Below are 23,198 nucleotides of genomic sequence, written 5' to 3'. Positions count from 1 at the left end.
TTCTTAATAATAACATTACAACAGCATAAACATGGCTCAACAAAACACGCCTGAATTTGACTATAACTCAACCAGGAAAAAACTTATCCTGTCTGAATATGGCCGCAACGTACAAAACATGGTTAAATACATTGTTGCGTTGCCCACTAAAGAAGAACGTAACCGCTACGCGCAAGTAGTGATAGACCTGATGGGTTTTTTAAACCCGCACCTGCGCGATGTGGCCGATTTTAAACATAAGCTTTGGGATCACCTACACATTATATCTGACTACCAGATTGATGTTGACTCACCATATCCAAAACCATCGCCCGAGGCTATACATATTAAACCGCAGCCCCTAAGATACCCGCATCAACGCATCAAGTACAAACATTATGGCAAAACCATTGAGCTGATGATCGAGAAAGCAAAAAGCATCGACGATCCTGATCGTAAACGCCATATGGTACAGGCTATAGCCAATTTTATGAAAATGGCCTACGTACAATGGAATAAAGATTCGGTTGCCGACGAAAGCATCCTGGCCGATCTGTACGCTTTATCTGGCGGTACACTGAAACTGGAAGAAAACATCAACCTTAACCGTGTTGAGTTCCGTCCGGCTCAAAACAACAATAACAACCAAAATAATCGCGGACGTAACAACAACAACAACAACCAAAATAATCGCGGACGCAACAACAATAACCAGAACAACAACCGCAACAACAACAATAATCAGAACAACCGTAACCGCAACAACGGTGGTGGTTCCAAGAAATATTAGTTCAATAAAGTTCATTCGTTCACTGGTTGATTAGTTCATCCGTGTTCTGAAGTACAAAACAATAACAGCCCGGTTATCTTAATGATGACCGGGCTGTTTGATTTTATTCCTGATAATACCTAATGAACAAACGCATAAAACCAGTGAACTAATGAACAATTGCACCAATGAACAGTCAGGAAATTTTATAATCTTTGCCCTGAGATAGCACACTTGTTTTGTTAAATTAAGCGTGTATAAAAACGAATCATGATCAATCAATTATAAACTCCTATGACTAACGCATTTGTGATAAACGGCGGGAAACCGCTAAAGGGCGAGATTACTCCGCAGGGAGCAAAAAATGAGGCTTTACAAGTAATTTCGGCGGTTTTATTAACCGACCAAAAAGTTACCATCAGCAATATACCTGATATAAAAGACGTAAATAAGCTGATTGAGCTATTGGGCGATATGGGCGTTGTTGTGGAGAAAACCGGCGCAGATACCTACACCTTTATAGCAAAAGATATTGATCAGGATTTTTTCCAGTCAGAAACTTTTAAATCAAAAGGCGGTGGCTTGCGCGGATCGATCATGATCGTAGGTCCGTTGTTGGCCCGTTTTGGCAAAGCATCCATCCCAAAGCCAGGCGGCGATAAAATTGGCCGCAGGCGTTTGGATACTCACTTCCTGGGTTTCGAAAAACTGGGCGCGCAATTTAACTATAACCCCGCCGATGGCTTTTTTAATGTAGATGCATCCAACCTCAAAGGTACTTATATCCTGCTGGATGAAGCTTCGGTAACCGGCACCGCTAATATTGTTATGGCGGCGGTTTTGGCCAAAGGCGTAACTACCATTTATAACGCGGCCTGCGAGCCCTATCTGCAGCAGCTTTGCAAAATGATGAACCGCATGGGCGCCAAAATAAGCGGCATCGGCTCCAACTTACTTACTATTGAAGGTGTGGGCTATTTGGGCGGTACAGAGCATCGTCTGCTGCCCGATATGATTGAGATAGGCTCATTCATCGGTCTGGCGGCTATGACCGGCTCCGAGATCACCATTAAAGATGTAAAATACCCTGAACTGGGCATGATACCTGATGTATTCAAGCGCCTGGGAATAAAACTGGAGCTGCGCGGCGATGATATCTATATCCCGGCCCAGGATCATTACGAAATAGAGACCTTTATCGACGGATCCATCATGACTGTTGCCGATGCGCCATGGCCTGGCTTTACGCCCGACCTGATCAGCATTGTGCTGGTTGTAGCCATACAGGCTAAGGGCTCAGTACTCATCCATCAAAAAATGTTCGAAAGCCGTTTGTTTTTCGTGGATAAACTGCTGGATATGGGCGCGCAGATCATCCTTTGCGACCCGCACCGTGCTACCGTTATCGGTCTGGATAAACAGGTGCAGCTACGCGGTATCTCTATGACTTCACCGGATATTCGTGCAGGTGTGGCCTTGTTGATCGCCGCTTTATCGGCGCAAGGTCAATCAACTATTTACAATATCGAGCAAATTGAACGCGGCTACCAACATATCGACGATCGTTTGAAAGCACTGGGTGCGGATATAACCAGAATATAATTTCTTGAGGTAAAAGGTTAAAGGCAAAAGGTTAAAGGTAGCTGCATCTATCAATTATAAAAACCTTTCGCCTTTGACCTTTATCCTTTCACCTTCCCTCTAAATCGTTACATTTCATCTTTTTGTTTTTTAAAGATTGTTATGTTACTTTAGCTTTTGGCTTTACCCCTGCTTTTGGCCCTTACAAAACCTACCAGAATAATGTCATACAAAAACCGGAAGTCAACCTATGCATATTTCATACTGATTTTTGTATTTATAAAAGTTGTTCTTAATTTATTTGCTATAAGTAATTTTGGCTTTCATCGCGATGAGTTATTACACCTGGTTTTAGCCGATCACTTGGATTGGGGTTATAAAGAAGTCCCACCGTTTATTGCTATTGTTGCCAAAGTATCCAACACCCTTTTTGGTCATTCGATTTTTGCCGCTCGTATTTTCCCGACCATTTGCAGCGGTCTCATTGTTTGGTTTACCGGTTTGATTACGGTTGAGTTTGGCGGACGCAAGTTTGCCATAACCCTCACCTGCCTGACGCTTATATTTTCACCAGCGTTTGTGGCCAGCGGTTATCTTTTTCAACCAGTTGTGTTCGATCAGTTCTGGTGGGTATTAACCGTTTGGCTGCTGATCAAATACCTTAATACTACCGATGTTAAATACCTGTACTGGCTTGGTTTGGCGGTTGGCCTGGGTATGCTTACAAAGTACACCATGGCCTTTTTTACGTTTGCCATGATTATCGGCATCCTTATTAGCAAGCAACGTAAACTATTGTTTAACAAACATATACTTGGCGCCGCTTTAGTGGCCTTTTTAGTTTGCCTGCCTAACCTCATCTGGCAAATCCAGCATCACTGGCCGCTCATCCATCACATGAAAACCCTACGCCAGGAGCAATTAAGTTATATTAAACCAGCCGAATTTATTGAGCAACAATTACTGGTACATGGCGTGGCCTTTTTTGTTTGGTTCACCGGCTTCCTGTTCCTCATATTTTCTTTCAGATTGCGCAATTTTCAGTTTTTAGCTATCGCTTATGTGCTGATATTTATTTTTTTACTGGAGATGGACGGTAAAAACTATTACCTGTTTGGTGCATACCCTATGCTGTTCGCGGCTGGTGGCTTTGGTTTTGAACGCTGGTTAAAAACCAAAGGTTATGTGCTCCGTACTTTTACTATAGCGGTGTTTGTATTGCCTAACCTTATTTTACTACCCATGCTGCTGCCTATATTTTCGATAGAAAACACCCTGGCGTTTTTCAGGTTTGCTCATAAAAATATACCCGCTACAGATTTTCTGATCACCTGGGAAGATCAAAAACAGCACCCCTTAACCCAGGATTATGCCGACATGTATGGCTGGAACGAATTGGCTCAAAAAGTAGGCGAAGCTTATAACAAACTAACTCCTGATCAGCAAAAACAAACCTTTGTTTATGCCGATAATTACGGCGAAGCAGGTGCCCTGAATCAATACAGTAAACAATTCAACTTCCCCAAAGCCATATCACTTAACAGCAGCTTTACGCTGTGGGCTCCCGATAGCCTGAAGTGCAAATACCTCATCTATGTGGATGACAACAACGGCGAGAATATCCGCCAATTTGTAGCCGGAAAAATGATAGGCTCCTACAAAAAATTAGGAGAAATTGAGCATTACCTTGCCCGCGAAAAGGGTACCGGTATATATCTGATAACTGACATTAAAGCCCCACTACAGGAACGATATACCAAAGAACTGGCGAGGAAGAGGCTGGAGTAGAAGCCCCTCTAAATCTCCCCTAAAGGGGAGGCTTTAAAAGTAATATTTATTCATCTGAATAAGAAAAGCATTATCAGTTACAAGAACCTCTGAAGCGGAGCCGATAACTGAATCTATTCCGCATCTGGGACATAAAGCCGTAGCTCCCATGAGACTATCAATATCAGTCCATTCTTTAATTTCATGAGGGCTGAATGTTGAAATACAATAAAAGCAACCACAAATCTCACTCTGCCATATTTGGCTTTGGTGAAAGATTGAGCATTTATGTGCGTTTCTTAAATATGCGGAATCGTAAGTAACCATTATACGTTGATTACTCTTCCACAAGAGAATATTTCATCTTATTTTGTGCCGACATGATACCAGTTCTATTATCCGATATGATACCTTCATAGCTTATCCATTTACCTTTTTCGACCGAAAATACAGCCAGAGCCTGAAAACTCATATACATGGTAGTTTTTACGGGGCCGTTGCTCATTGGCACATTAAAATCCCCATCGATGTATTCTGCAATATCGTACTTGAGTGTCACCAGGTGTTCGCCATTCTTATTTTCGATTTTAATGGCTGTTACTTTATTCCTTTTGAATGAACTATCACATTTAAAATTTTGATCAGCATAGAGCAGATGCGTATCGATTGACCAGCTATCACCCTGCTTTATATTTTTGCCTGGAAGCTCAAATAACATGGCAATAATATTTTTCTGATCATTTTTATTATAAAAACTTTCAATACCACCGGTTTCATACACCGCTCCCCGAAGCATTACTCCCGAATTCATTTTTAGGAGAAGCTCTTGCATCTCGGCCATCTTTTTCTCATCAGCGTTCTGATTGGCTGGCTTCTGATCTTTTGGCTTGGATATTATTTCAATATCTACTATACCTTTTCTTTTTTCAGTCAAATGTGTAACCAGATCTGTTTGCTGAAAAGCCGCCGAAAGCTGCTTTAACACCTTTTGTGCCTGGTTTGTATTTGAGGAATCGGCCCCCATTGATTTAAAGAACTTGCCAAAATCAAGAGCTTTTTGGTTAGCGGTATCAATCGGCGTCATCGAGGTTTTATAGGCAAGTATCTGCCCGGGTTTCAACTTCCATCGCATAAATACTTCGTCGGAATTTTGTGCAAAAGCAGATAAACTCAAAATGGACAGAACAAAAACAAGGAGGAGACGAATAGTTGACATTAGTTTAGGATAAGCGATAAATATAGCTATTAATTGATATAAGTAAAAAGGTGCCATGCCACAGCACAACACCTTTTACCTTTATCCTAAAAAACTAGGCCGAAATAGCGTTAATGATATCGTATTGGGTAATGATCTCAATTTTACCTTGCTCGTCTTCTACCAATACAGCGATATTGTCCTTATTGATCATGCCCGAGATCTTATCGATAGAGGTATTCAGATCAACAAAGGGGAACGGCGCCGTAGTGATATTTTTGATCGGCTGCGATTTGATGGATGGATTTTCGATCAATGAATCCAGGATGTCGCTCTCCGTGATCTTGCCAATTACCATACCTTTCTGGGTAACCGGGATCTGCGATATATTGAGCGATTTGATGGTATTGATAGCCTCCAACACGCTTTTTTCGCAATCGATAGTAATGATTTCCTGCACCTCTTTTTTACTGATAATGTCGGCAGCGGTTAATTTGCCATCCTTTAAAAATCCGCGGTCGCGCAGCCAGTCATCATTGTACATTTTGCCCAGGTAACGGGTACCATGATCCGGGAAGATGATCACCACCACATCGCCTTCTTTAAATTTATCCTTCATCTGCAAAGCACCGGCTACTGCTGATCCGGTAGAGTTTCCGGCGAAGATGCCTTCTTTACGGGCTATTTCGCGGGTCATCAAAGCAGCATCCTGGTCGGTTACTTTTTCAAAATGATCAATCAGGTTAAAGTCGACGTTCTGCGGTAAAAAGTCTTCGCCAATACCTTCGGTGATGTATGGATAAATCTCGTTCTTATCCATAATACCGGTTTCTTTATATTTTTTAAATACCGAGCCGTATGTATCAATCCCCAGTACCTGGATATTGGGGTTCTGTTCTTTAAGATAACGCGCAATTCCCGATATTGTACCACCGGTACCTACCCCTGCTACCAGGTGCGTGATCTTGCCACCGGTTTGCTCCCATATCTCTGGCCCGGTTTGCTCATAATGTGCCTGCGAATTGCTCAGGTTATCATATTGGTTTGGTTTCCATGAATTGGGCACCTCACGCTCCAGGCGTGATGATACAGAGTAGTACGAACGCGGATCCTCGGGCTCCACGTTGGTTGGGCAAACAATAACCTCAGCGCCAAAAGCACGCAAGGCGTCAAACTTTTCTTTTGATTGTTTATCGGTACTGGTAAAAATACATTTGTAACCTTTGATCACCGCGGCTATGGCCAAGCCCATCCCCGTATTGCCCGATGTACCTTCAATAATGGTACCGCCGGGTTTTAATTTACCGCTTTTTTCGGCATCTTCTATCATTTTAAGGGCCATACGGTCTTTGATAGAATTACCGGGGTTGGTGGTTTCTATCTTTGCCAATACCGTTGCCGGGATGTCTTTTGTTACCTTGTTTAACTTCACCAGAGGTGTATCACCAATGGTTTCTAATATATTGTTATACCACATAATTTAATCTACTAACCCGGTATACTTAGCCGGATAATTTCTCAAAATTAACTTTCTCAACGGACATTTCTCTACTGAATGGTAAATTAGATATACTACCAAACAAGAGCAACATAAATTTTATATTTTTTTATGGAATAGTTCATCAATCTACATCGTTTATGTATAACCCAAAAGCTTACATTTAAACTATGGTATCCGCAACCTATAACAACCTTTCGTTGTCATTAAAAATAACCATATTTATTTTATTGCTGATAGCTATTTGCGCAGTTCGGCGTTTTCACAAAAGCTCCTGAACCCGAGCAGGCAGAGCATATAAATTATCCGCAGACGAATATTAGGTTGCTTATACGGACATAAAAAACGGAGTGTATAAAAAACAAATATTATCCCGAACCTGGCACAAAGAGAGATCTTATACGTGCGATGTATCAATGGTATAAATCTTTCTCTGCCATTCAAAATGACAAGCAGGAGTAAGTATAATTATCATCCTGAGTATAGCGAAGAATCTATTCTCAACATATAATATTGTTGAATAGATGCTTCACTTCATTCAGCATAACAGTTTTAGCCGATCAATGCCATCATGGCCAGTTAAAATTTCAAATGCTTAACCGTTAACCCGTTATTGATCAACTGCTTTAACGATTCGATACCGATACGCAGATGCGTTTCTACAAATTGCTCAGTTACAGATGAATCACTTTCGGCTGTTTTTACACCTTCCGGAATCATCGGTTGATCTGATACCAGCAACAATGCACCAGTCGGGATCTTATTGGCGAAACCTGTGGTAAAAATGGTAGCGGTTTCCATATCAACGGCCATGGCACGCAGGTCTTTCAGGTATTTTTTAAATACTTTATCGTGCTCCCAAACACGGCGGTTGGTGGTGTAGCAGGTGCCCGTCCAGTAATCGCGCGAAAAATCACGTATGGTGGTCGATATCGCTTTTTGTAAAGCAAATGATGGCAAGGCTGGGACTTCTGGTGGTAAGTAATCATTTGATGTACCTTCGCCGCGGATAGCAGCTATCGGTAATATCAAGTCGCCCACTGCATTCTTCTTTTTCAAACCACCGCATTTGCCCAAAAATATAACCGCCTTAGGATGTATAGCCGTAAGCAGGTCCATTACTGTAGCCGCAACCGAACTACCCATGCCAAAGTTAATGATGGTAATACCATTGGCGGTGACACTTTGCATTGGCTTTTCGATACCCATGATGGGTGCGTTATCATTCCACTGCGAAAACAGCTGGATATACTTCGAAAAGTTGGTAAGTATAATATACTCTCCAAAAGCTTCCAGCGGGCGACCAGTATAGCGGGGCAACCAGTTAACCACAATGGCATCCTTAGTTTTCAACCCTGATTTTACGGGGGAGTGCACTTCTTTTACTACCGGTGCATCGGTAGGATCCTTTTTTACATTCAATTGTTCATTCATATTTTTCCTTTTTGTTGTTTAGAATATCAAGTAGTTAGTTCAGTTAGTATCAAGTAGCTAGTATCAAGACTTTCAATTTAGTATTAATTATACCGAAGTAATTATCATCCTGATACTAGCTACTTGATACCATTAACTACTTGATACTAAATAAAAACCAGTGTATACAACAAACCCCGGCGTTTCACCAGGGTCTGTGTTTATTATAATAAAGATAGCTACTTAATTGATATCAAATTGTTACGCTACTTTTAATTTTTTCAGATCTGATTTTTCAAATTTCTCGTGGGCATAGTCTAAAGTAACCTGCAGGCGTTTCACATCCTTTTTAGATGGGAACTCAAACATGGCGTCTATCATGATAGCTTCGCAGATGGAGCGCAGGCCCCTCGCACCAAGCTTAAATTCCATGGCTTTATCCACAATAAACTCCAGCACCTCATTATCAAAATCAAGCTTTACACCTTCGTATTCAAACAATTTTTTGTACTGCTTTAATAAAGAATTTTTAGGCTCGGTTAATATATTGGCTAAGGCATCCCTGTCAAGCGGGTTCAAATACGTAAGTACCGGTAAACGACCTATCAGTTCAGGTATCAACCCAAATGATTTCAGGTCTTGCGGGGTTATATATTTGTACAGGTTTTTCAGGTCAACCTCGCTATCGTCGCGTTTAAGTTTGTAACCAACGGTTTGCGTACGCAAGCGGTTAGCTATTTTACGATCGATACCATCAAACGCGCCACCACATATAAACAATATGTTGCTGGTATTTACGGTGATCATTTTTTGGTCAGGATGTTTACGCCCGCCTTGCGGTGGTACGTTAACCATGGTACCTTCCAGTATCTTTAACAAGGCTTGTTGTACACCTTCGCCGGATACGTCGCGGGTGATGGAGGCATTATCGCTCTTGCGGGCAATTTTATCAACCTCATCAATGTAAACAATACCTTTTTCGGCAAGGGTTACATCATAATCTGCCGATTGCAGCAAACGGGTAAGTATGCTTTCCACATCCTCCCCTACATAGCCGGCTTCTGTCAATACGGTAGCATCGCAGATACAAAACGGAACGTTCAGTATCTTGGCCATGGTTTTAGCCAGCAAAGTTTTACCTGTGCCGGTTTCGCCCACCATAATGATGTTTGATTTTTCGATCTCTACCTCATCCTTATCAATACGCTGATTTAAACGTTTGTAATGGTTATATACCGCTACAGACAAGATCTTTTTGGCATCATCCTGACCGATGACGTACTGATCAAGGTGGGTTTTAATTTCGGCAGGTTTTAATAACGAAGGCGCCGACGGTGAAGCTTTTACCTTACGTACCTTTAACTCCTCAGCCAATATTTCATTAGCTTGGTTAACGCATTTATCACAAATGTGAGCGTCAAGCCCTGCAATTAACATCAGGGAATCCTGTTTACCTGCACCGCAAAATGAACACCTGATTTCCTTACTGTTCTTATTCATCTGATTCGTTTGTAATTCAAAATTAACTAATTAGTGGCAGAAAAAAAAGTTTTGAACTATAAGTATTGGGTTTTGAGTTGAAATGAATATTTGTAAAACCCTCATTATCACCCAAAACCCCATACCCAAAACTTATTTCAGCAGCTTATTTATTCGCTTTGCCGCTGCCTTTTAAAATCTCGTCGACCATACCAAATTCTTTGGCTTCTTCGGCAATCATCCAATAATCACGATCAGACGCGTCCCAAACTTTCTGGAACGGCGCACCGCTATGATCGGCAATGATCTGGTACAGCTCTTTTTTCAGCTTGGTGATCTCATGGTAAGAGATCTCGATATCTGACTGCTGACCTTGAGCACCGCCCGATGGCTGGTGAATCATTACCCTGGCATGTGGCAATATAGCCCTTTTACCTTCGGTACCGGCACATAATAATACCGCAGCCATTGATGCTGCCATACCTGTACAAATGGTGGCTACATCATTTGATATAAACTGCATGGTATCATAGATACCTAAACCAGCATAAACGGAGCCACCAGGTGAATTGATATAGATCTGGATATCGCGTTTGCTATCGGCCGACTGCAAGAACAGCAATTGAGCCTGGATAATGTTTGCAATATTTTCATAAATGGCATCGCCAAGGAAAATAATGCGGTCCATCATCAAACGTGAAAACACGTCCATCTGGGCTACATTTAACTGACGTTCCTCGATGATGTACGGGGTCATGCCGGTTGGGGTATAAATTCCGGATGGCATTCTGCTTCTGTCAACAGCCGAAATATATTTATCTACGTGTAAGCTGTTTAAACGGTGATGCTTAACAGCATAATTTCTGAATTCGTTCTTATCGATGTTACTACTCATGGTTTTTGTTATGTTATTTGTTTAGATGCAGGGATTACCTGCGATAAATATAGTTTTTAGTTGAATAAAAAGTAAATATTTTGAGTCCGGAAGCCGGAAAAGTCAGTAAAGTCCGAAAGTCCATACTCAAGATCTTTTTCTGGCTTGCGGACTTTCCTGACTTTCGGTCTTTTCCGATTTAAAACACCAAAAGCAACCTTTTGAGTTGCTTTTGGTGTTTTGTACAGAAGTAAAATTTAGCTTATTGCTGCTCTTTTACCAGCTCGCTGAAATCTGTATAAAGGATATCTTTTTTATCTAAAGTAATTACGCTTTTGATATAATCAAATACTTTAAGCGCCTTTACTTCTTCAAATATCTTGTTAGCATTCTCTTTGTTTTGAAGATATTGTACAGTGTACTGACCTAATTGCTCCTCAGGGATAGGTTGTGGGCTGTACATTCTGAATTGCTGATCCAGACGAACTTTTGCTAAAGCAAAAACCTCGTCATATTTAATCTCGATCTGGTTGTCCTTGATGATCTTGTTTTCAATCAGGGTCCATTTCAGGTTGGTTGCAAAATCATTGTAACCACCGTTCAATTCCTCATCGCTCAGTTTTTCGTTAGTGGCTTTTAACCAACGTTTCAAAAACTCATCGGGCAGGTTAAAATCAACCTTAGCTACGCTCAGTTTGTAAATATCGTCCTGTAATTTACGCTCTGAATCCTGAACCATCATGGTTTCAATTTCTTCAGTAATTTTAGCTGTAAATTCCGCTTCGGTAGTTACTGTACCTTCACCAAATAATTTGTCAAAGAACTCCTGGTTCAGATCGCTTTCTTCTAAACGGTTTACATTTTTAACCGTTAATTGGAATTTCGATTTTAACTCAGCCGCTTCGTCTTCTTCAATTTTTAATAAACCAGCAACCTTTGGTGCTTCGTTATCAAAAGCTTTCTGAATGTCCAGCGTTACTACATCACCTTTTTTCAGGCCGATCAATGATTTTTTTATTTTTTCGTCCTTGATCTGGTCTAATCTAACAGATGTAGTATTGCTTATGCCCCCCTCAAAAACAGAACCATCTGGTGAAAGCTGAGCCAAATCCGCGTAAAGCACGTCATCATCTGCCGATACGTCAGGATTTGTCATTTTGCCATAGCTGCGGCGAATATTTTTGATACGTGAAGCCAGTGTTTCGTCATCAACTTTAATCACGTACTGGGTTGTTTTATCTTTTGATGAGAAGTTAATTTCAAACTGTGGAGCTAAACCCAATTCGTAGTTAAATTCAAAATTATCGTTAAAATCCCAGTTGTATTCTTTCTCGTCATCAACCTTTGGTAGTGGCTGACCCAATACTTCAAGCTTTTGCTCGTCGATATATTTATTTAAAGTATCTGATAACAAGTTGTTGATCTCATCAACCAAAATACTTTTACCGTACATTTTTTTGATATGTGCCGCGGGCACCATTCCGGGACGAAAGCCTGGCAGTTTTGCTTTTTTAGCGTTTTCTTTTATGGCTTTATCAACACGTGGCTGGTAATCTTCAGGGTTAATGTTGATCTTAACAACTGCGTTCAGGGCATCTACTTTTTCCTGTGTAATATTCATCTTTTTACCGGGTATTTTAATTTAATGGTTCAAAACGTAGCCTTAAAACCAATTCAGGCTATACAAATTTCGAGGCGCAAAAGTATGAATTTTATTTTAAATTTAATCACGCATTTCTGCCGGGGTAAATTTATTTACCCTGTTTTTTACGGGCTTAATTGTTTTGATGTAAGCGTACATAGCCTCCAGGTCGCTTACTTTCATTTTGCCGTATTTGTACCAGGGCATAATGGTTTGAAATTCGCCCGGTATTATTCTCTGGTGCTTATGGGTGCTATCGGCATATTGCGTAAACTTGCTTAAAAACTGCTCCTTAGTCCAGCTGCCAATACCGGTTTCCCGATCAGATGTAATATTTGCCGATCTGATGGTACCACCATTTGGCGAGGTATATTCATGCCCGCCGGCAAATTCCAGTCCTTCAATTATTTTACCCTTATTGGCCTGGCTATGGCAATCTTTACAGGCTGCAATCTGTACCAGGTAAGCACCGTAGGCCAGTGTATCATGCTGATCTGGCACGGTACCCAGGGTTGCTTTTGCCGGCATGGTATGCACCAGTATATTTAATGGAAAATCGAGTTGGCGCGCGGGATAATCGGTTCTTTGCGGTTTCAGCGTACGGAGATAGGCTATAATGGAGTAAACATCCTCCCGGCTCATTTTGGAGTACGACTCCCAGGGCATGATCGGAAATATAGCTGATCCATCCTTTTTAACACCCGTAGTAATAGCCCTGAACAGTTCGCCATCGGTCCAGTTTTTTAAATGGTATGGGGTAATATTGGGTACATAAACACTGCCCGGGAAACCAACATTAGCATCAAACTTTTCGCCACCGGCTCCTAATGTTTCCTCTTTTATGGGTCCGGCCAGTATTGTCCAGTCGCGGGTGGAGTGGCAATCCACACAGGCAGTTACATGATTGGCCAGGTATTTACCGCGCTCAATACGCTGCGGTGTGGCCTCAACTTTAATATTTTCGGGCGGGCCCACATTGGGCAAGGCCAGGGTAATGTAGCTTATACCGGCTACAACAATTAAAACAATGGCTATTACAATATAGCTCGCATACTTTAATATCTTTTTCATGACAGGGGTAATAATAAGGAGGCAAAACTAAGGAACTTTCCAGGGCCTTTTGCTCCGTATTTCCACGGGAAAATCAGCGTAGAATTACGTAAAAGCCTCACCCCAACCCTCTCCAAAGGAGAGGGAGCAAAACAACATGATATTAAAAGCCCCCTCCCTTGGAGAGGGTTGGGTGAGGTCAAAAAAAAAGCAGGAACCTTAGCTCCTGCTTTTACCCATAGTGGATATTTTACTTAGTCGACCTTTTCAACACTTGAGGCGCCCGATTTATTATTATTAATAGTTGATGGCGAACCTTTGTACCTGATCTCTGAAGCACCTGATGAATGGATATTCAGCGTTTTTAATACGTTGATCTTGCAGTGGGTTGCACCTGATGAATTGATAGTGTATTCGCCAACTACAAAATCAAAAGCGTTGATCTTGCCTACGCCACTAAAATCTACCTGATGTGTTGTTGCCTGTCCGGTTAAATTCAGTTCGCTTACACCGCTGCCATGGCTGTTTACGTTGGCAGCGTTCAAATCAAGGTTAACCTTGGTAGCGCCCGATAAACGAATATTCAGATCGCCGGTATTGATCTTTCCGGTTGATGATACTTCTACTGCCCCTGATGCTTTCAACTCCTCCAGCTTACGGATGCCAATGTTGATAACTACACTATCATCAAAACACACTGTTTTTGTGGTTTTGATAGTAAGCTTATCACCATCAACAGAGGTTGACACATATTTAAGCAGGTTATCGTCGCCGCTGATAGAAATACCCAGGGAGCTATCCTGTTTCAGATGGATCTTATAGGCGCCCGAGATATCGATCTTGGTAAAATCATTGGCTTTACGTTGTTCGGTAGTTGTTTTTCCTGAGCCATGTACGCATACCAGCTTACATGACGATATGATCATTAATGATGCGCACGCGATAACCGCGACCGCTAAACCTGCTTTTTTCATAGTAATTAAGTAATTAGATTTTTCTTTGATCATAAAACTATTATGAGCCATAACTCATGATCGTTTATGCTATCTTTTATTTTTTTGACGCTGTTTATAATATTGAAGTTACATCAAAAATAAAAAAAGCTGCCACATTTAGTGGCAGCTTCTCAGAATATATGATGAACTTTTGCAAAAGTTGGATTAAAGACCGGCAAACTCGTTTGCTATATCTACCTTAGGTGTACCATTCAATTTGTCGGTAAAGCTTTCGGCAGCAAAGTTGTTATTATTTACACTTGATGTAATGCTATGATTTAAGCTGTATATAGTAGCGTTACCACTCAGGTCAATTTTCGCTTTATCATTCAGGTTAACATTTGCGGTATATGCATCTACATTTAAGTTAGCAGTAGCGTTATTGTGCAGGTTAACTTCCAGGTCAATGGCTGATAATTTACCAAATGTTTTTACCTGGGCGTTGTCGTAAGCGGTAATAGAACGCAGATCGGCAGCGGTTACCCAAACAACCAATTTTTCGGCTTTATATGATGTAACACGTAACACACCGTTTTCATTTTGAACAAGGGCGTTTTCGCCATAGTAGCGGTTGTAAACTTTTACCTGGTCGGCAGATCCGTCAGATACAAACAGTTCCACATTACCGCGAATCTCGATCTTACTGATCCTGCTTACTTCTTTTACCACGGTTGCGGTGTTACGGGTGTTGTTATTGTTGGTAGTTGCATAAGTTGTGCCTGCGATACCACCTACTAAAACTAACATAGTTGCGATGGTGAATAATTTTGTTTTCATGATATTAATATTTTGATTGTCAATTAATTGTATGTCCTTATTTTTTAAATACAACTATATGACGCCTCCATTTTTAAAACGTTACAGCTATTTGGGGCCAATTAGATGTACGGCCTTATTTTGTCGGTAAACGGCGGATTTGTATCGGTGAACGGCGAAAATATTTTTATGGAGAAATGGGGGAAATGGCTGATTATGGTGACCGCAGTCGCTCGGCTCCAGCCGAGTGACGATTATCTACAGGCCTATGGCCTGCGATCTGAGTATATTATGGTATAACATCGGCCGGAGGCCGGGTAATAGTGGTCACTCGGCCAGAGCCGAGCAACGGCAGAGTAGTATTATATTAATTATATATAATAAGAAGAGAGGTAATTCTGAACTTGTTTCAGGATCCCACAAGGCAGGTTAACCGTCGTGTTGTACACTTTGCTCATGGGGTGCCGAAACAAGTTCGGCATGACCCATAGTTTGAATATACGGCCTCAGTTAACCACCGCATTTACCGGCCTATAATAAACCTCACTGCGGCCATTCACAGTTTTGACCACAAAGCCGTGCTCAATAAGCCACTGCAGCACCAGGTAAATACTGCTGGTACTCACTTTAACCCCATTGATACGGATATGTCTGGACAAGGTATCCACATCGGCGTCCTGACCCAGTTTTAAAATATGCGCTATAATATGTTTTTTTTTAACCGACAGGCTATACTGATGTAGTTGACAGTATTGTACAAATTCGTCAGGAAGGGCTATTGCCGACAAGTTGAAGTGTGTCATAACTGTGACTCTATTGAATTACCGTTTTATATTTCAAAGAAAAAAATATATGCACGTACAATTGTTGTACATAGGGGCGATATAATTGTAAATTTACGACATGAAGAAAAAGCAATTTGCGCCCCTGGTAATTTGCGATGTGGAGGGTGCCGCCATCATGCAATCCCGGCACAGCCACACCTACTATGAAATTATTTATGTACACAAAGGCTCTGGCACACACATCCTTAATCAGAACCGCCTGCCCTATAAACCAGGCGACCTGTTTTTAATATCCCCGGAAGACGAACACTGTTTCGACTATAAAAAGTACACCTATGTTACCCTCATCAAGTTTACTGATGAGTTTTTTAGTTCGCAAAATCAGGCCATTCCGCATGTGGGTATCATGTTTAGCCCACAGGATCTGATGCGGCACAAACTATTAAAAGAGATAAAACTTACCTTCGATGAGCCTTTCAAAACCATTTTACGCAGTACTATTGATAATATTACCGCGTACAATGGGTCGACAGATATAGCCACCTGCCCCTATATCTTTTACCAGATATTGTCGCTCTTTGGTTTAATAACCCAGGCACTGGGACGTATCGACGCGCAATTGGTCAACTGCCCCCCAGGCAAGCAGGAGCTGATATCCTATATCCACCAGCACATTTATGAGCCCGAAAATATACAGGTAAAAAAGGTGGCAGCGCATTTCAATATCGCTCCCAGCTATTTTAGCGCCTGGTTTAAAAGAAATTTTGATATCAGCTACCGCGATTACATCAATGGGTACCGGGTTAAATTGATCGAGATACGTATCAGCAACAAAACCGCAACCCTAAGCCAGATAGCCGAAGAGTTTGGTTTTACCGATGTAAGCCACTTATCTAACTATTTTAAAAAACAAACCAATATTAACGCGAGCCATTACGGTAGGGTCTGAAGTCTATACTTAAATATGAAAATACACATCATGGGCGCATCCTGTGCCGGTTCAACAACATTAGGTGCCGCTTTGGCCGAACGATTGAACTATCCGTTGTTTGATAGCGATAAGTATTTCTGGGAGCCTACCGAAAAACCCTTTACTTTAAGGCGTGATCCTGAACTGCGCAATGCCAGGATATTACATGATACCGCCCAACAGCCCGATTGGATTCTCAGCGGATCGATGGTAAGCTGGGGATCGGAATGGCTGGACATGTTTGACCTGGTGGTATTTTTATACATCCCCCACCACATCCGGATGCAGCGCCTGCACAACCGCGAACTGGAACGCTACGGCGATGCCATTTTTACCGATCCGGAACGCGCCGCTAACTATCAGGCATTTATTAAATGGGCAGCTGGTTATGATGATAACACCACCAAAGGCCGTACCCTACAGGTACACCAAAATTGGCTAAACCAGGTAAGCTCCCCAGTTTTAGAGATTAAAGGCGATACTACCCTACAGCAACGAATAGACCTGGTTTTGGAAAAGATGAACGAGCTGTAACGCCTTAAAGACTTACGAAGTTCCAGTCCACCCAGTGTCCTCTGCGAGAGACCCTGAGTTATAAGCCACGCAGCCTCAGGGTCCCTTTCAGGAGACACTGAGAGGACAAAAATTCTTCTCTGTACTTTGAATCTTACGCGACACTATTGGCTATGTTCTCTTTTTTTAAAGATAATAAGGCCACTGTAATAGCCACCGAAAGCACAATATAAATGGTTGCAAAGCTACGCTGATCATGAATATTGATGAGGCTTACCAAGGCTGAGCTTACAATGGAAACCACAACATATGAACCGCCGCTGGTTATGCCGCTCGCTGTTCCGGCATAGGCGGGGAACCGCATAAAACAGTAAGTGAGATAAATGTTATACACAAAACCGGCCAAAAAGTGCAGCATGACCACAAAAATCAGCAACGAAAAAATATTGAAATAGCCGGCATAAAACACACCAAACATAAACATTAGCAAAGCCACACCAAATTGTATCAGGTTGCCGAGTTTTAATTTTTTATGAAAAGGTTTATCTATCAGCATCCGGCTCAGCATACCACCCGTTAATAATGATACACCAGAACATAACGAAGCGTATCCCGTAATTACAGGGGAGTAATGAAATACGTGTTCGATAATAAAGGGGGCAGACATACCAAAGATGATCACCATGGAATAGCTTAATCCCAAAACAAGCACACCAATACTAAAATCCTTTGCCGATAAAAACTCCCGGTAGGTATTTAAAATGGTTTTAATGTGAAAGGGTTTATAAGCCGCAATGGTTTCGCCGCTGTATATCAACTCTAAAACCAGCATCACCGATCCGTATAAGGCCAAAAAATAAAAGTTAGCCTCCCAACCGATAAAGCTTTGCAGGTAACCACCCACAAAAGGCGCTACCACAGGCGCGGTTGACCATACTACAGAAAGCAAGCTGGTATATTTTTTCCGCTTATCACCGGTATATATATCTATAAAAAAGGTTCGCTTTGCCACCATGATCAGCGAAATCACCAGGCCCTGAAGTGCCCGCATTACAAAAATAACTTCGATGCTTTTGGTAATAACAATGGCAAGGTTACTTAATACAAACACCAGTAAAGACACAAGCGCTATCTTATACCGGCCAAAACTATCTACAATACTGCCTACAAACAATTGAGATACACCATAACTGATCAGGAAAATAGAGAGCGTTAACCTGATATCAGATGGCGTGGCGTGAAGGTCGTTCACCATTTGAGGAAACGATGGCACATAAACATCTATTGCGAAACCCGATATGGGTATGATCATAAATGCTAAAATAGTACCTATCCATTCGTTTTCTTTTTTAAGCCGCTTCATATTACTTCTAAATTTTCTGATGCAAAATTAGAAATAGCCGGGCGTACCTATATTACACCATTCAAAGCAATTATTAAACAATTCAAACATTTTCGACTAATTGACCTCGAAATGATTTTGGACTGCTGCCGGTTTGCTTTTTGAAAAAAACATTAAAATGCTGCGGATACTCAAACCCAAGGCCGTTACCAATTTCCGAAATATTCCAGTCGCTGTTCTGGATCAGCGCGACAGCTTCTACCGCAATCCGTTCATTGATAAGCTGCGTGGTTGATTTTCCCAATACAGCTCTTAACGAATGATTGAGGTGATTTACATGTACATGCAATTGATTGGCAAAATCTGCCGGAGTTTTATACAAGATGCCATTTTGCGGTGATTCTACAGGGAACTGGCTATCCAGTAATTCTATAAAATTATTTACCAGGCGATCTCTTTTTTGTACGCCGACATCCTCGGGACTAAGCGCACTTTGAATTTTTATGGCTGTGTAAATAATCAGCCGGAGTATATTTTCAACCAGCTCTTTTTTATAAGCAAAGTTGCCGTTGTATTCATTATACATCAGGCCGAAGTAATACATCAGCGTATCGTATTGTTCTTTATCCAAAAAAATGATCGGATAAACACTATTCTTAAACAGCTCGTACAATTTTTTAAATTCCTTCCTGAGCTCTGTACTCAGATATTGCTCATTGAAAAGGCATATGTAACCATCCTGTTCGCTTGAAAGCCCTTTCCAGCCAAATTTCACATTCGGACTGGAAAAAATGATAGCGTACCGGTCAATAGCTACCTCACCGTTTGCCGTATACAGCATTGCTTTGCCATATATCAAACATATCTTGTAATAATCCCTGCGCTGAAAAGGGAACGCGCTTAAACAATTATTCCGCTTCAAAACATTAAAATGACTCGTAGTACCCTTGGTATTGAGCAACTCAGATGGGATTTCCCTATTGGTGAGTTGATAATAATGTAATAATGTTTCTACCTGCTCCATGTTACAAAATTAAACAATTCAAATAAAGCAGATAGTATCTATCCTTAATCTTTATGTCATTATCAGTAGATTGATCCTGATCATCAGGGGTGGTTTAAAAGCCAGGGCACTGCGATTCACCATTTATCCAAACCCAGCAACTTTTTACCCAGAGGTGAAAGTTCCGCGACGGGATTTTTCTTCTCCCGTTCCAGCGGATCGCCCGGGAAAGCGTAGCCTTGCATGGCCTCCCTGTTTTGCCAGCTGTTGATGCGCCATTGCCGCAGCTCCTCATTATGTTCCTGCGCGGGCATCATAGCCACATACTGGGCAATACGTACTTTATTACCACTGGTATTGGGCCTGATGCCGTGCGGCTGTAAACTATTGAAAATCAAAAGATCACCGGCTTCCAGCTTTACTTTAACAATATCAAAGCCCGTAGTATCGGGTTTATAATGGTCGCGATCAGCGGGTTGGGTCAGTTTCCAGGTATCATAGGTGCGGTAAAGTTCGGGGATACATTGAAAGCCGCCCATGTTTTCGTCGGTTTGATCGGCCAGTGCCAGCACGCCCTGCACATTTTGTGGCCTGGTTTCGGGATCGTAATCCCAATGGATAAAACCCTTGTACTCAAAACCGGGCCGTACCGGAAAATTCAGGTTGGCGCGGTCGATATTGGCCCAAAGCTTTTCGGTACCCCAGATATCGGCAAAAGCCTGGTGCACACGAGGATACTGGCGGTTGTCCCACAAATACTGGTGGTTGTAAATTTCAACCATACCGGTATTATTGAGTTCTTTCATTTGCATTTGTATATTGGGCCTTTTATACCAGCTTTCTATATCGTTTGGATCTTTATCCTCATATTGCCACAGGTAATCGGCTGTGCGTTGGGCCATTTCTTGGGGAATAGCGTTTTTAACTACCACATAACCATTGGTGATCCAGAAAGCCCAGTCGTCTTCGCTCAGCACCCGCAAAGGTTCGCCGTTGCTGCGGTCGTTCAATTTTACCTGGCTCGATTTGGCCGCGGAGGGATTGCCAGGGATATCTTTATGAGCCTCATCAGGGTTCATTGTGGGGGCCATAGCGGCCATTGTTTTGCTTGTTGCATCCATGATCTACGTATTGGTTAATAATTCAAAATTATCGGGATACAGCAGATGATATATTCGTTACAGTGATCAATATTTGCTCTACATTGACCTATTTACTATATTTAGAATAAAAAATATAACAATGTAAGATGAACCAGATACAACTGGAGCGGGTAGAATTTGAGCCGGGAAAATCATTCAAACTGTTTTCGCCCAGGTTGCGCAACACTTTTCTGTGGCATTATCACCCGGAGGTGGAGCTGGTGTATGTGGAGGCCGACGCCGGCATCCGCCATGTAGGCACCCATGTTTCGAGCTATACCCAAAGCGACCTGGTATTTATCGGCCCCAATCTCCCCCACCTAAATTTTGATTATCGCCTGCGCAGCGACTATCACCAAATAGTAGTGCAGTTACGGACTAATTTTATGGGTGATGCCATCAAGTACGCGCCCGAGCTTCAACTGGTGAATAAGCTATTTAAAAACGCCGCATACGGTATTGCCTTTCATGGCGATACCCGAGCCCTGGTGGCGCAAAAGTTGAAAGCCATTGGAAACCTGAGCAATTTTGATCAGCTGCTGGAATTGTTGAACATTTTTCGCATACTGGCTGATTCTAAAGAATATACCCTACTCAATAACGATGAAAGCAGTACAGATTTTATCTTGAAGGACAAGATCAGGATGGGCGCCATTTACGAGTACATTGATGCCCATTACGCTAAAAAACCAGATGTAAATGTAGTAGCCGGAAAGGTAAATCTCACTACATCAGCTTTTTGCCGGTATTTTAAACGGCAAACCCATATCACTTTTACCGATTTTGTAAACCAATACCGTATCGAACGCGCCAAAAATCTGCTCATGCAGGATAAAAACATCACCGAAACCTGTTATGCTGTTGGATTTGAAAGCTTGAGTTATTTTAATAAACTGTTTAACAAATTAGTTGGTCAAAATCCATCAGCGTTTAAAAAGAGATGGGTTTCCGGTTCGGCTCCTGCAAAAAGCTGAACTGTGGCTCATACCCTGAAAATAAAGATTTTATATCTTTAACACCACAATACAACACCTATGAAAATAAACCTGTTAATCATTGTACTCCTTTTACTTTCAATAGTATCATCAGCGCAAACGCAGCTGGTTAAAAACCTGCAGGCGGGTAAGCCACAGATCCTGGTGGTTTATGGCACCAGCTTAACCGCGGGCGCCGGTGGGCATGCCTGGGTAGATGCCGTGGCTGCCGACCTGAACGCCAAGTATAATAATAAATTAACCGTATATAACGCGGCTAAAAGCGCTATGTGGTCAACCTGGGGTGTACAGCACCTGGAAGATAGCGTGATCAGTAAAAAGCCCGATGCTGTTTTGATTGAATTTAGTATGAATGATGCTTTCCTGAAGTACAAAACCAGCAGGGAACTGGCCGGGCTTAACCTTAATTACATGATCGATCGTATCAAATTGCTTAACCCCAACTGCGAGATCATCCTGCAAACTATGGACATCCCACTTGACAGACACGCGGCCGACAGACCCGAGCTCAACAGCTATTATGATCTTTACAGGCAGATCGCTAAAAAACGAAAATTGTTATTGATTGATCATTATCCGCATTGGAAAGCAATACTGGATAAGGGGAAAGAGGAATATTTAACCTATGTACCGGATGGACTGCATCCGGACCCTGATGGCGCCCGTAAGATCATAGCACCATATGTGATTGAAAAGCTAGTGGCAGGGAAATAGCTATAAAAAGACAAAGCCACCTGGCTTCAGGTGGCTCTGTTCGGTTGTGAACCTGTTGTGATGGTGATTATAAACCTGCATACTCATCTGCTTTAACTTTTGCACCATTCAATACTTCGTTGGTGTGTTCGGCTATCAGGTTTGATCCGTTTACACTTGAGCCATAGCTACGGTTTAAGCTATATTCATTAACTGTACCGCTTAGGTTTGCGCAAGCTTTATCGTTCATGGTAACACGGGCACTGTAAGCATCTAATTTTAAAGTAGCAGAAGCGTTGTTGTATAGTTTCACATCCAGTTCGATGGCAGAAAGATTACCAAATGAGCTGATGTTAGCATTGTCATAAGCCGTGATAGCTGACAGTTCTTTTGCTGTAACCCAAACTACTAATTTTTCGGCTTTGTTATAAGAGCTGATGCGTAACACACCGTTCCTTGATTGTACCAATGCGTTTTCGGCATAATAGCGGTTGTAAACCTTTACTTCGTCGGCTGTGCCGTTTGAAACATATACCTGAACATTACCATAAACTTCGATCTTGTTGATACGGGTGATGTCGGTTAAAACGATGGCCTTGTTGTTATTATTATTAACGGTGGCTTGTGCTTGATTTCCTAATCCAAATACCATAGCTGCTACGGTAAACATGGTGATTGCTAAAGTTTTCATAATTTTAATATTTTGATTGTCAGTTGATTAATATTGTTATTTTAAATACACCAATATGACGATCGC

General features: G+C 41.8%; 21 protein-coding genes. 7 read left to right on the top strand and 14 right to left on the bottom strand.

Annotated elements, in window-relative coordinates:
- Window positions 1-31: 31 nt before the first annotated feature.
- The 3 genes from FHW89_RS20160 (at window position 32) to FHW89_RS20150 (ending at window position 4,117) form a co-directional block, all read left to right on the top strand.
- The gene (locus FHW89_RS20160) at window positions 32-769 is read left to right on the top strand and encodes a DUF4290 domain-containing protein (protein ID WP_172336840.1); all 738 of its coding nucleotides are present in this window, start codon (window positions 32-34) and stop codon (window positions 767-769) included.
- A gap of 273 nt (window positions 770-1,042) precedes the next feature.
- Window positions 1,043-2,350 carry a UDP-N-acetylglucosamine 1-carboxyvinyltransferase gene (gene murA, locus FHW89_RS20155; RefSeq protein WP_172336839.1) on the top strand — a complete coding sequence of 436 codons (1,308 nt, stop codon included), beginning with the start codon at window positions 1,043-1,045 and terminating at the stop codon, window positions 2,348-2,350.
- Between the two features lie 201 nt (window positions 2,351-2,551).
- The gene (locus FHW89_RS20150; protein WP_172336838.1) at window positions 2,552-4,117 is read left to right on the top strand and encodes a glycosyltransferase family 39 protein; all 1,566 of its coding nucleotides are present in this window, start codon (window positions 2,552-2,554) and stop codon (window positions 4,115-4,117) included.
- Window positions 4,118-4,433: 316 nt separating this feature from the next.
- Here FHW89_RS20150 and FHW89_RS20145 read toward each other — a convergent pair whose 3' ends face one another.
- From FHW89_RS20145 to FHW89_RS20100, 10 genes are all read right to left on the bottom strand, one after another.
- Window positions 4,434-5,312: a hypothetical protein gene (locus FHW89_RS20145; RefSeq protein WP_172336837.1), complete on the bottom strand. Its 879-nt coding sequence runs from the start codon at window positions 5,310-5,312 to the stop codon at window positions 4,434-4,436.
- Window positions 5,313-5,406: 94 nt separating this feature from the next.
- Complete coding sequence (locus FHW89_RS20140; protein ID WP_172336836.1) at window positions 5,407-6,768, bottom strand: pyridoxal-phosphate dependent enzyme; 1,362 nt, start codon at window positions 6,766-6,768, stop codon at window positions 5,407-5,409.
- A gap of 600 nt (window positions 6,769-7,368) precedes the next feature.
- Entirely contained in the window at window positions 7,369-8,223 is an 855-nt protein-coding gene (locus tag FHW89_RS20135; protein ID WP_172336835.1) for an AMP nucleosidase, read from the bottom strand.
- Window positions 8,224-8,463: 240 nt separating this feature from the next.
- Window positions 8,464-9,702 carry an ATP-dependent Clp protease ATP-binding subunit ClpX gene (gene clpX, locus FHW89_RS20130; protein WP_172336834.1) on the bottom strand — a complete coding sequence of 413 codons (1,239 nt, stop codon included), beginning with the start codon at window positions 9,700-9,702 and terminating at the stop codon, window positions 8,464-8,466.
- A gap of 145 nt (window positions 9,703-9,847) precedes the next feature.
- The gene (locus tag FHW89_RS20125) at window positions 9,848-10,576 is read right to left on the bottom strand and encodes an ATP-dependent Clp protease proteolytic subunit (protein WP_076374519.1); all 729 of its coding nucleotides are present in this window, start codon (window positions 10,574-10,576) and stop codon (window positions 9,848-9,850) included.
- A gap of 241 nt (window positions 10,577-10,817) precedes the next feature.
- Entirely contained in the window at window positions 10,818-12,176 is a 1,359-nt protein-coding gene (gene tig / locus FHW89_RS20120) for a trigger factor (protein ID WP_172336833.1), read from the bottom strand.
- A gap of 102 nt (window positions 12,177-12,278) precedes the next feature.
- Complete coding sequence (locus tag FHW89_RS20115) at window positions 12,279-13,268, bottom strand: cytochrome C (protein WP_172336832.1); 990 nt, start codon at window positions 13,266-13,268, stop codon at window positions 12,279-12,281.
- A 233-nt stretch (window positions 13,269-13,501) separates the two neighbouring features.
- Window positions 13,502-14,221: a head GIN domain-containing protein gene (locus tag FHW89_RS20110; protein WP_172336831.1), complete on the bottom strand. Its 720-nt coding sequence runs from the start codon at window positions 14,219-14,221 to the stop codon at window positions 13,502-13,504.
- A 186-nt stretch (window positions 14,222-14,407) separates the two neighbouring features.
- Window positions 14,408-15,019, bottom strand: a complete 612-nt coding sequence (locus FHW89_RS20105) for a GIN domain-containing protein (protein ID WP_172336830.1) — start codon at window positions 15,017-15,019, stop codon at window positions 14,408-14,410.
- Between the two features lie 485 nt (window positions 15,020-15,504).
- A complete protein-coding gene (locus tag FHW89_RS20100) occupies window positions 15,505-15,801 on the bottom strand; it encodes a hypothetical protein (RefSeq protein ID WP_172336829.1) in 297 nt (98 codons plus the stop codon).
- A gap of 100 nt (window positions 15,802-15,901) precedes the next feature.
- Here FHW89_RS20100 and FHW89_RS20095 point away from each other — a divergent pair, with 100 nt between their 5' ends.
- Both FHW89_RS20095 and FHW89_RS20090 read left to right on the top strand, forming a co-directional pair.
- Window positions 15,902-16,732, top strand: coding sequence for an AraC family transcriptional regulator (locus tag FHW89_RS20095; protein WP_172336828.1), 831 nt, complete (start codon window positions 15,902-15,904; stop codon window positions 16,730-16,732).
- Between the two features lie 15 nt (window positions 16,733-16,747).
- Window positions 16,748-17,287, top strand: coding sequence for a shikimate kinase (locus tag FHW89_RS20090; RefSeq protein WP_172336827.1), 540 nt, complete (start codon window positions 16,748-16,750; stop codon window positions 17,285-17,287).
- Window positions 17,288-17,420: 133 nt separating this feature from the next.
- Here FHW89_RS20090 and FHW89_RS20085 read toward each other — a convergent pair whose 3' ends face one another.
- The 3 genes from FHW89_RS20085 to FHW89_RS20075 form a co-directional block, all read right to left on the bottom strand.
- Complete coding sequence (locus FHW89_RS20085; RefSeq protein ID WP_172336826.1) at window positions 17,421-18,629, bottom strand: MFS transporter; 1,209 nt, start codon at window positions 18,627-18,629, stop codon at window positions 17,421-17,423.
- Window positions 18,630-18,711: 82 nt separating this feature from the next.
- Window positions 18,712-19,632, bottom strand: a complete 921-nt coding sequence (locus FHW89_RS20080) for an AraC family transcriptional regulator (RefSeq protein ID WP_172336825.1) — start codon at window positions 19,630-19,632, stop codon at window positions 18,712-18,714.
- Window positions 19,633-19,748: 116 nt separating this feature from the next.
- Window positions 19,749-20,732 (bottom strand): phytanoyl-CoA dioxygenase family protein, encoded by a 984-nt coding sequence (locus tag FHW89_RS20075; protein ID WP_172336824.1) that lies wholly within the window; start codon window positions 20,730-20,732, stop codon window positions 19,749-19,751.
- A gap of 128 nt (window positions 20,733-20,860) precedes the next feature.
- On the opposite strand from FHW89_RS20075, the gene FHW89_RS20070 reads away from it, so the two are divergent.
- Entirely contained in the window at window positions 20,861-21,727 is an 867-nt protein-coding gene (locus FHW89_RS20070) for an AraC family transcriptional regulator (protein ID WP_172336823.1), read from the top strand.
- 60 nt (window positions 21,728-21,787) lie between these two features.
- Window positions 21,788-22,462 carry an SGNH/GDSL hydrolase family protein gene (locus tag FHW89_RS20065; RefSeq protein WP_172336822.1) on the top strand — a complete coding sequence of 225 codons (675 nt, stop codon included), beginning with the start codon at window positions 21,788-21,790 and terminating at the stop codon, window positions 22,460-22,462.
- A gap of 67 nt (window positions 22,463-22,529) precedes the next feature.
- Here FHW89_RS20065 and FHW89_RS20060 read toward each other — a convergent pair whose 3' ends face one another.
- Entirely contained in the window at window positions 22,530-23,132 is a 603-nt protein-coding gene (locus FHW89_RS20060) for a GIN domain-containing protein (protein ID WP_172336821.1), read from the bottom strand.
- Window positions 23,133-23,198 lie beyond the last annotated feature (66 nt).

The organism is Mucilaginibacter sp. SG564 (assembly GCF_013149275.1).
In the GTDB taxonomy this organism is placed as follows: domain Bacteria; phylum Bacteroidota; class Bacteroidia; order Sphingobacteriales; family Sphingobacteriaceae; genus Mucilaginibacter.
The sequence above is the reverse complement of the archived record's forward strand: the minus strand, read 5'-3'. Positions and strand labels throughout refer to the sequence as shown.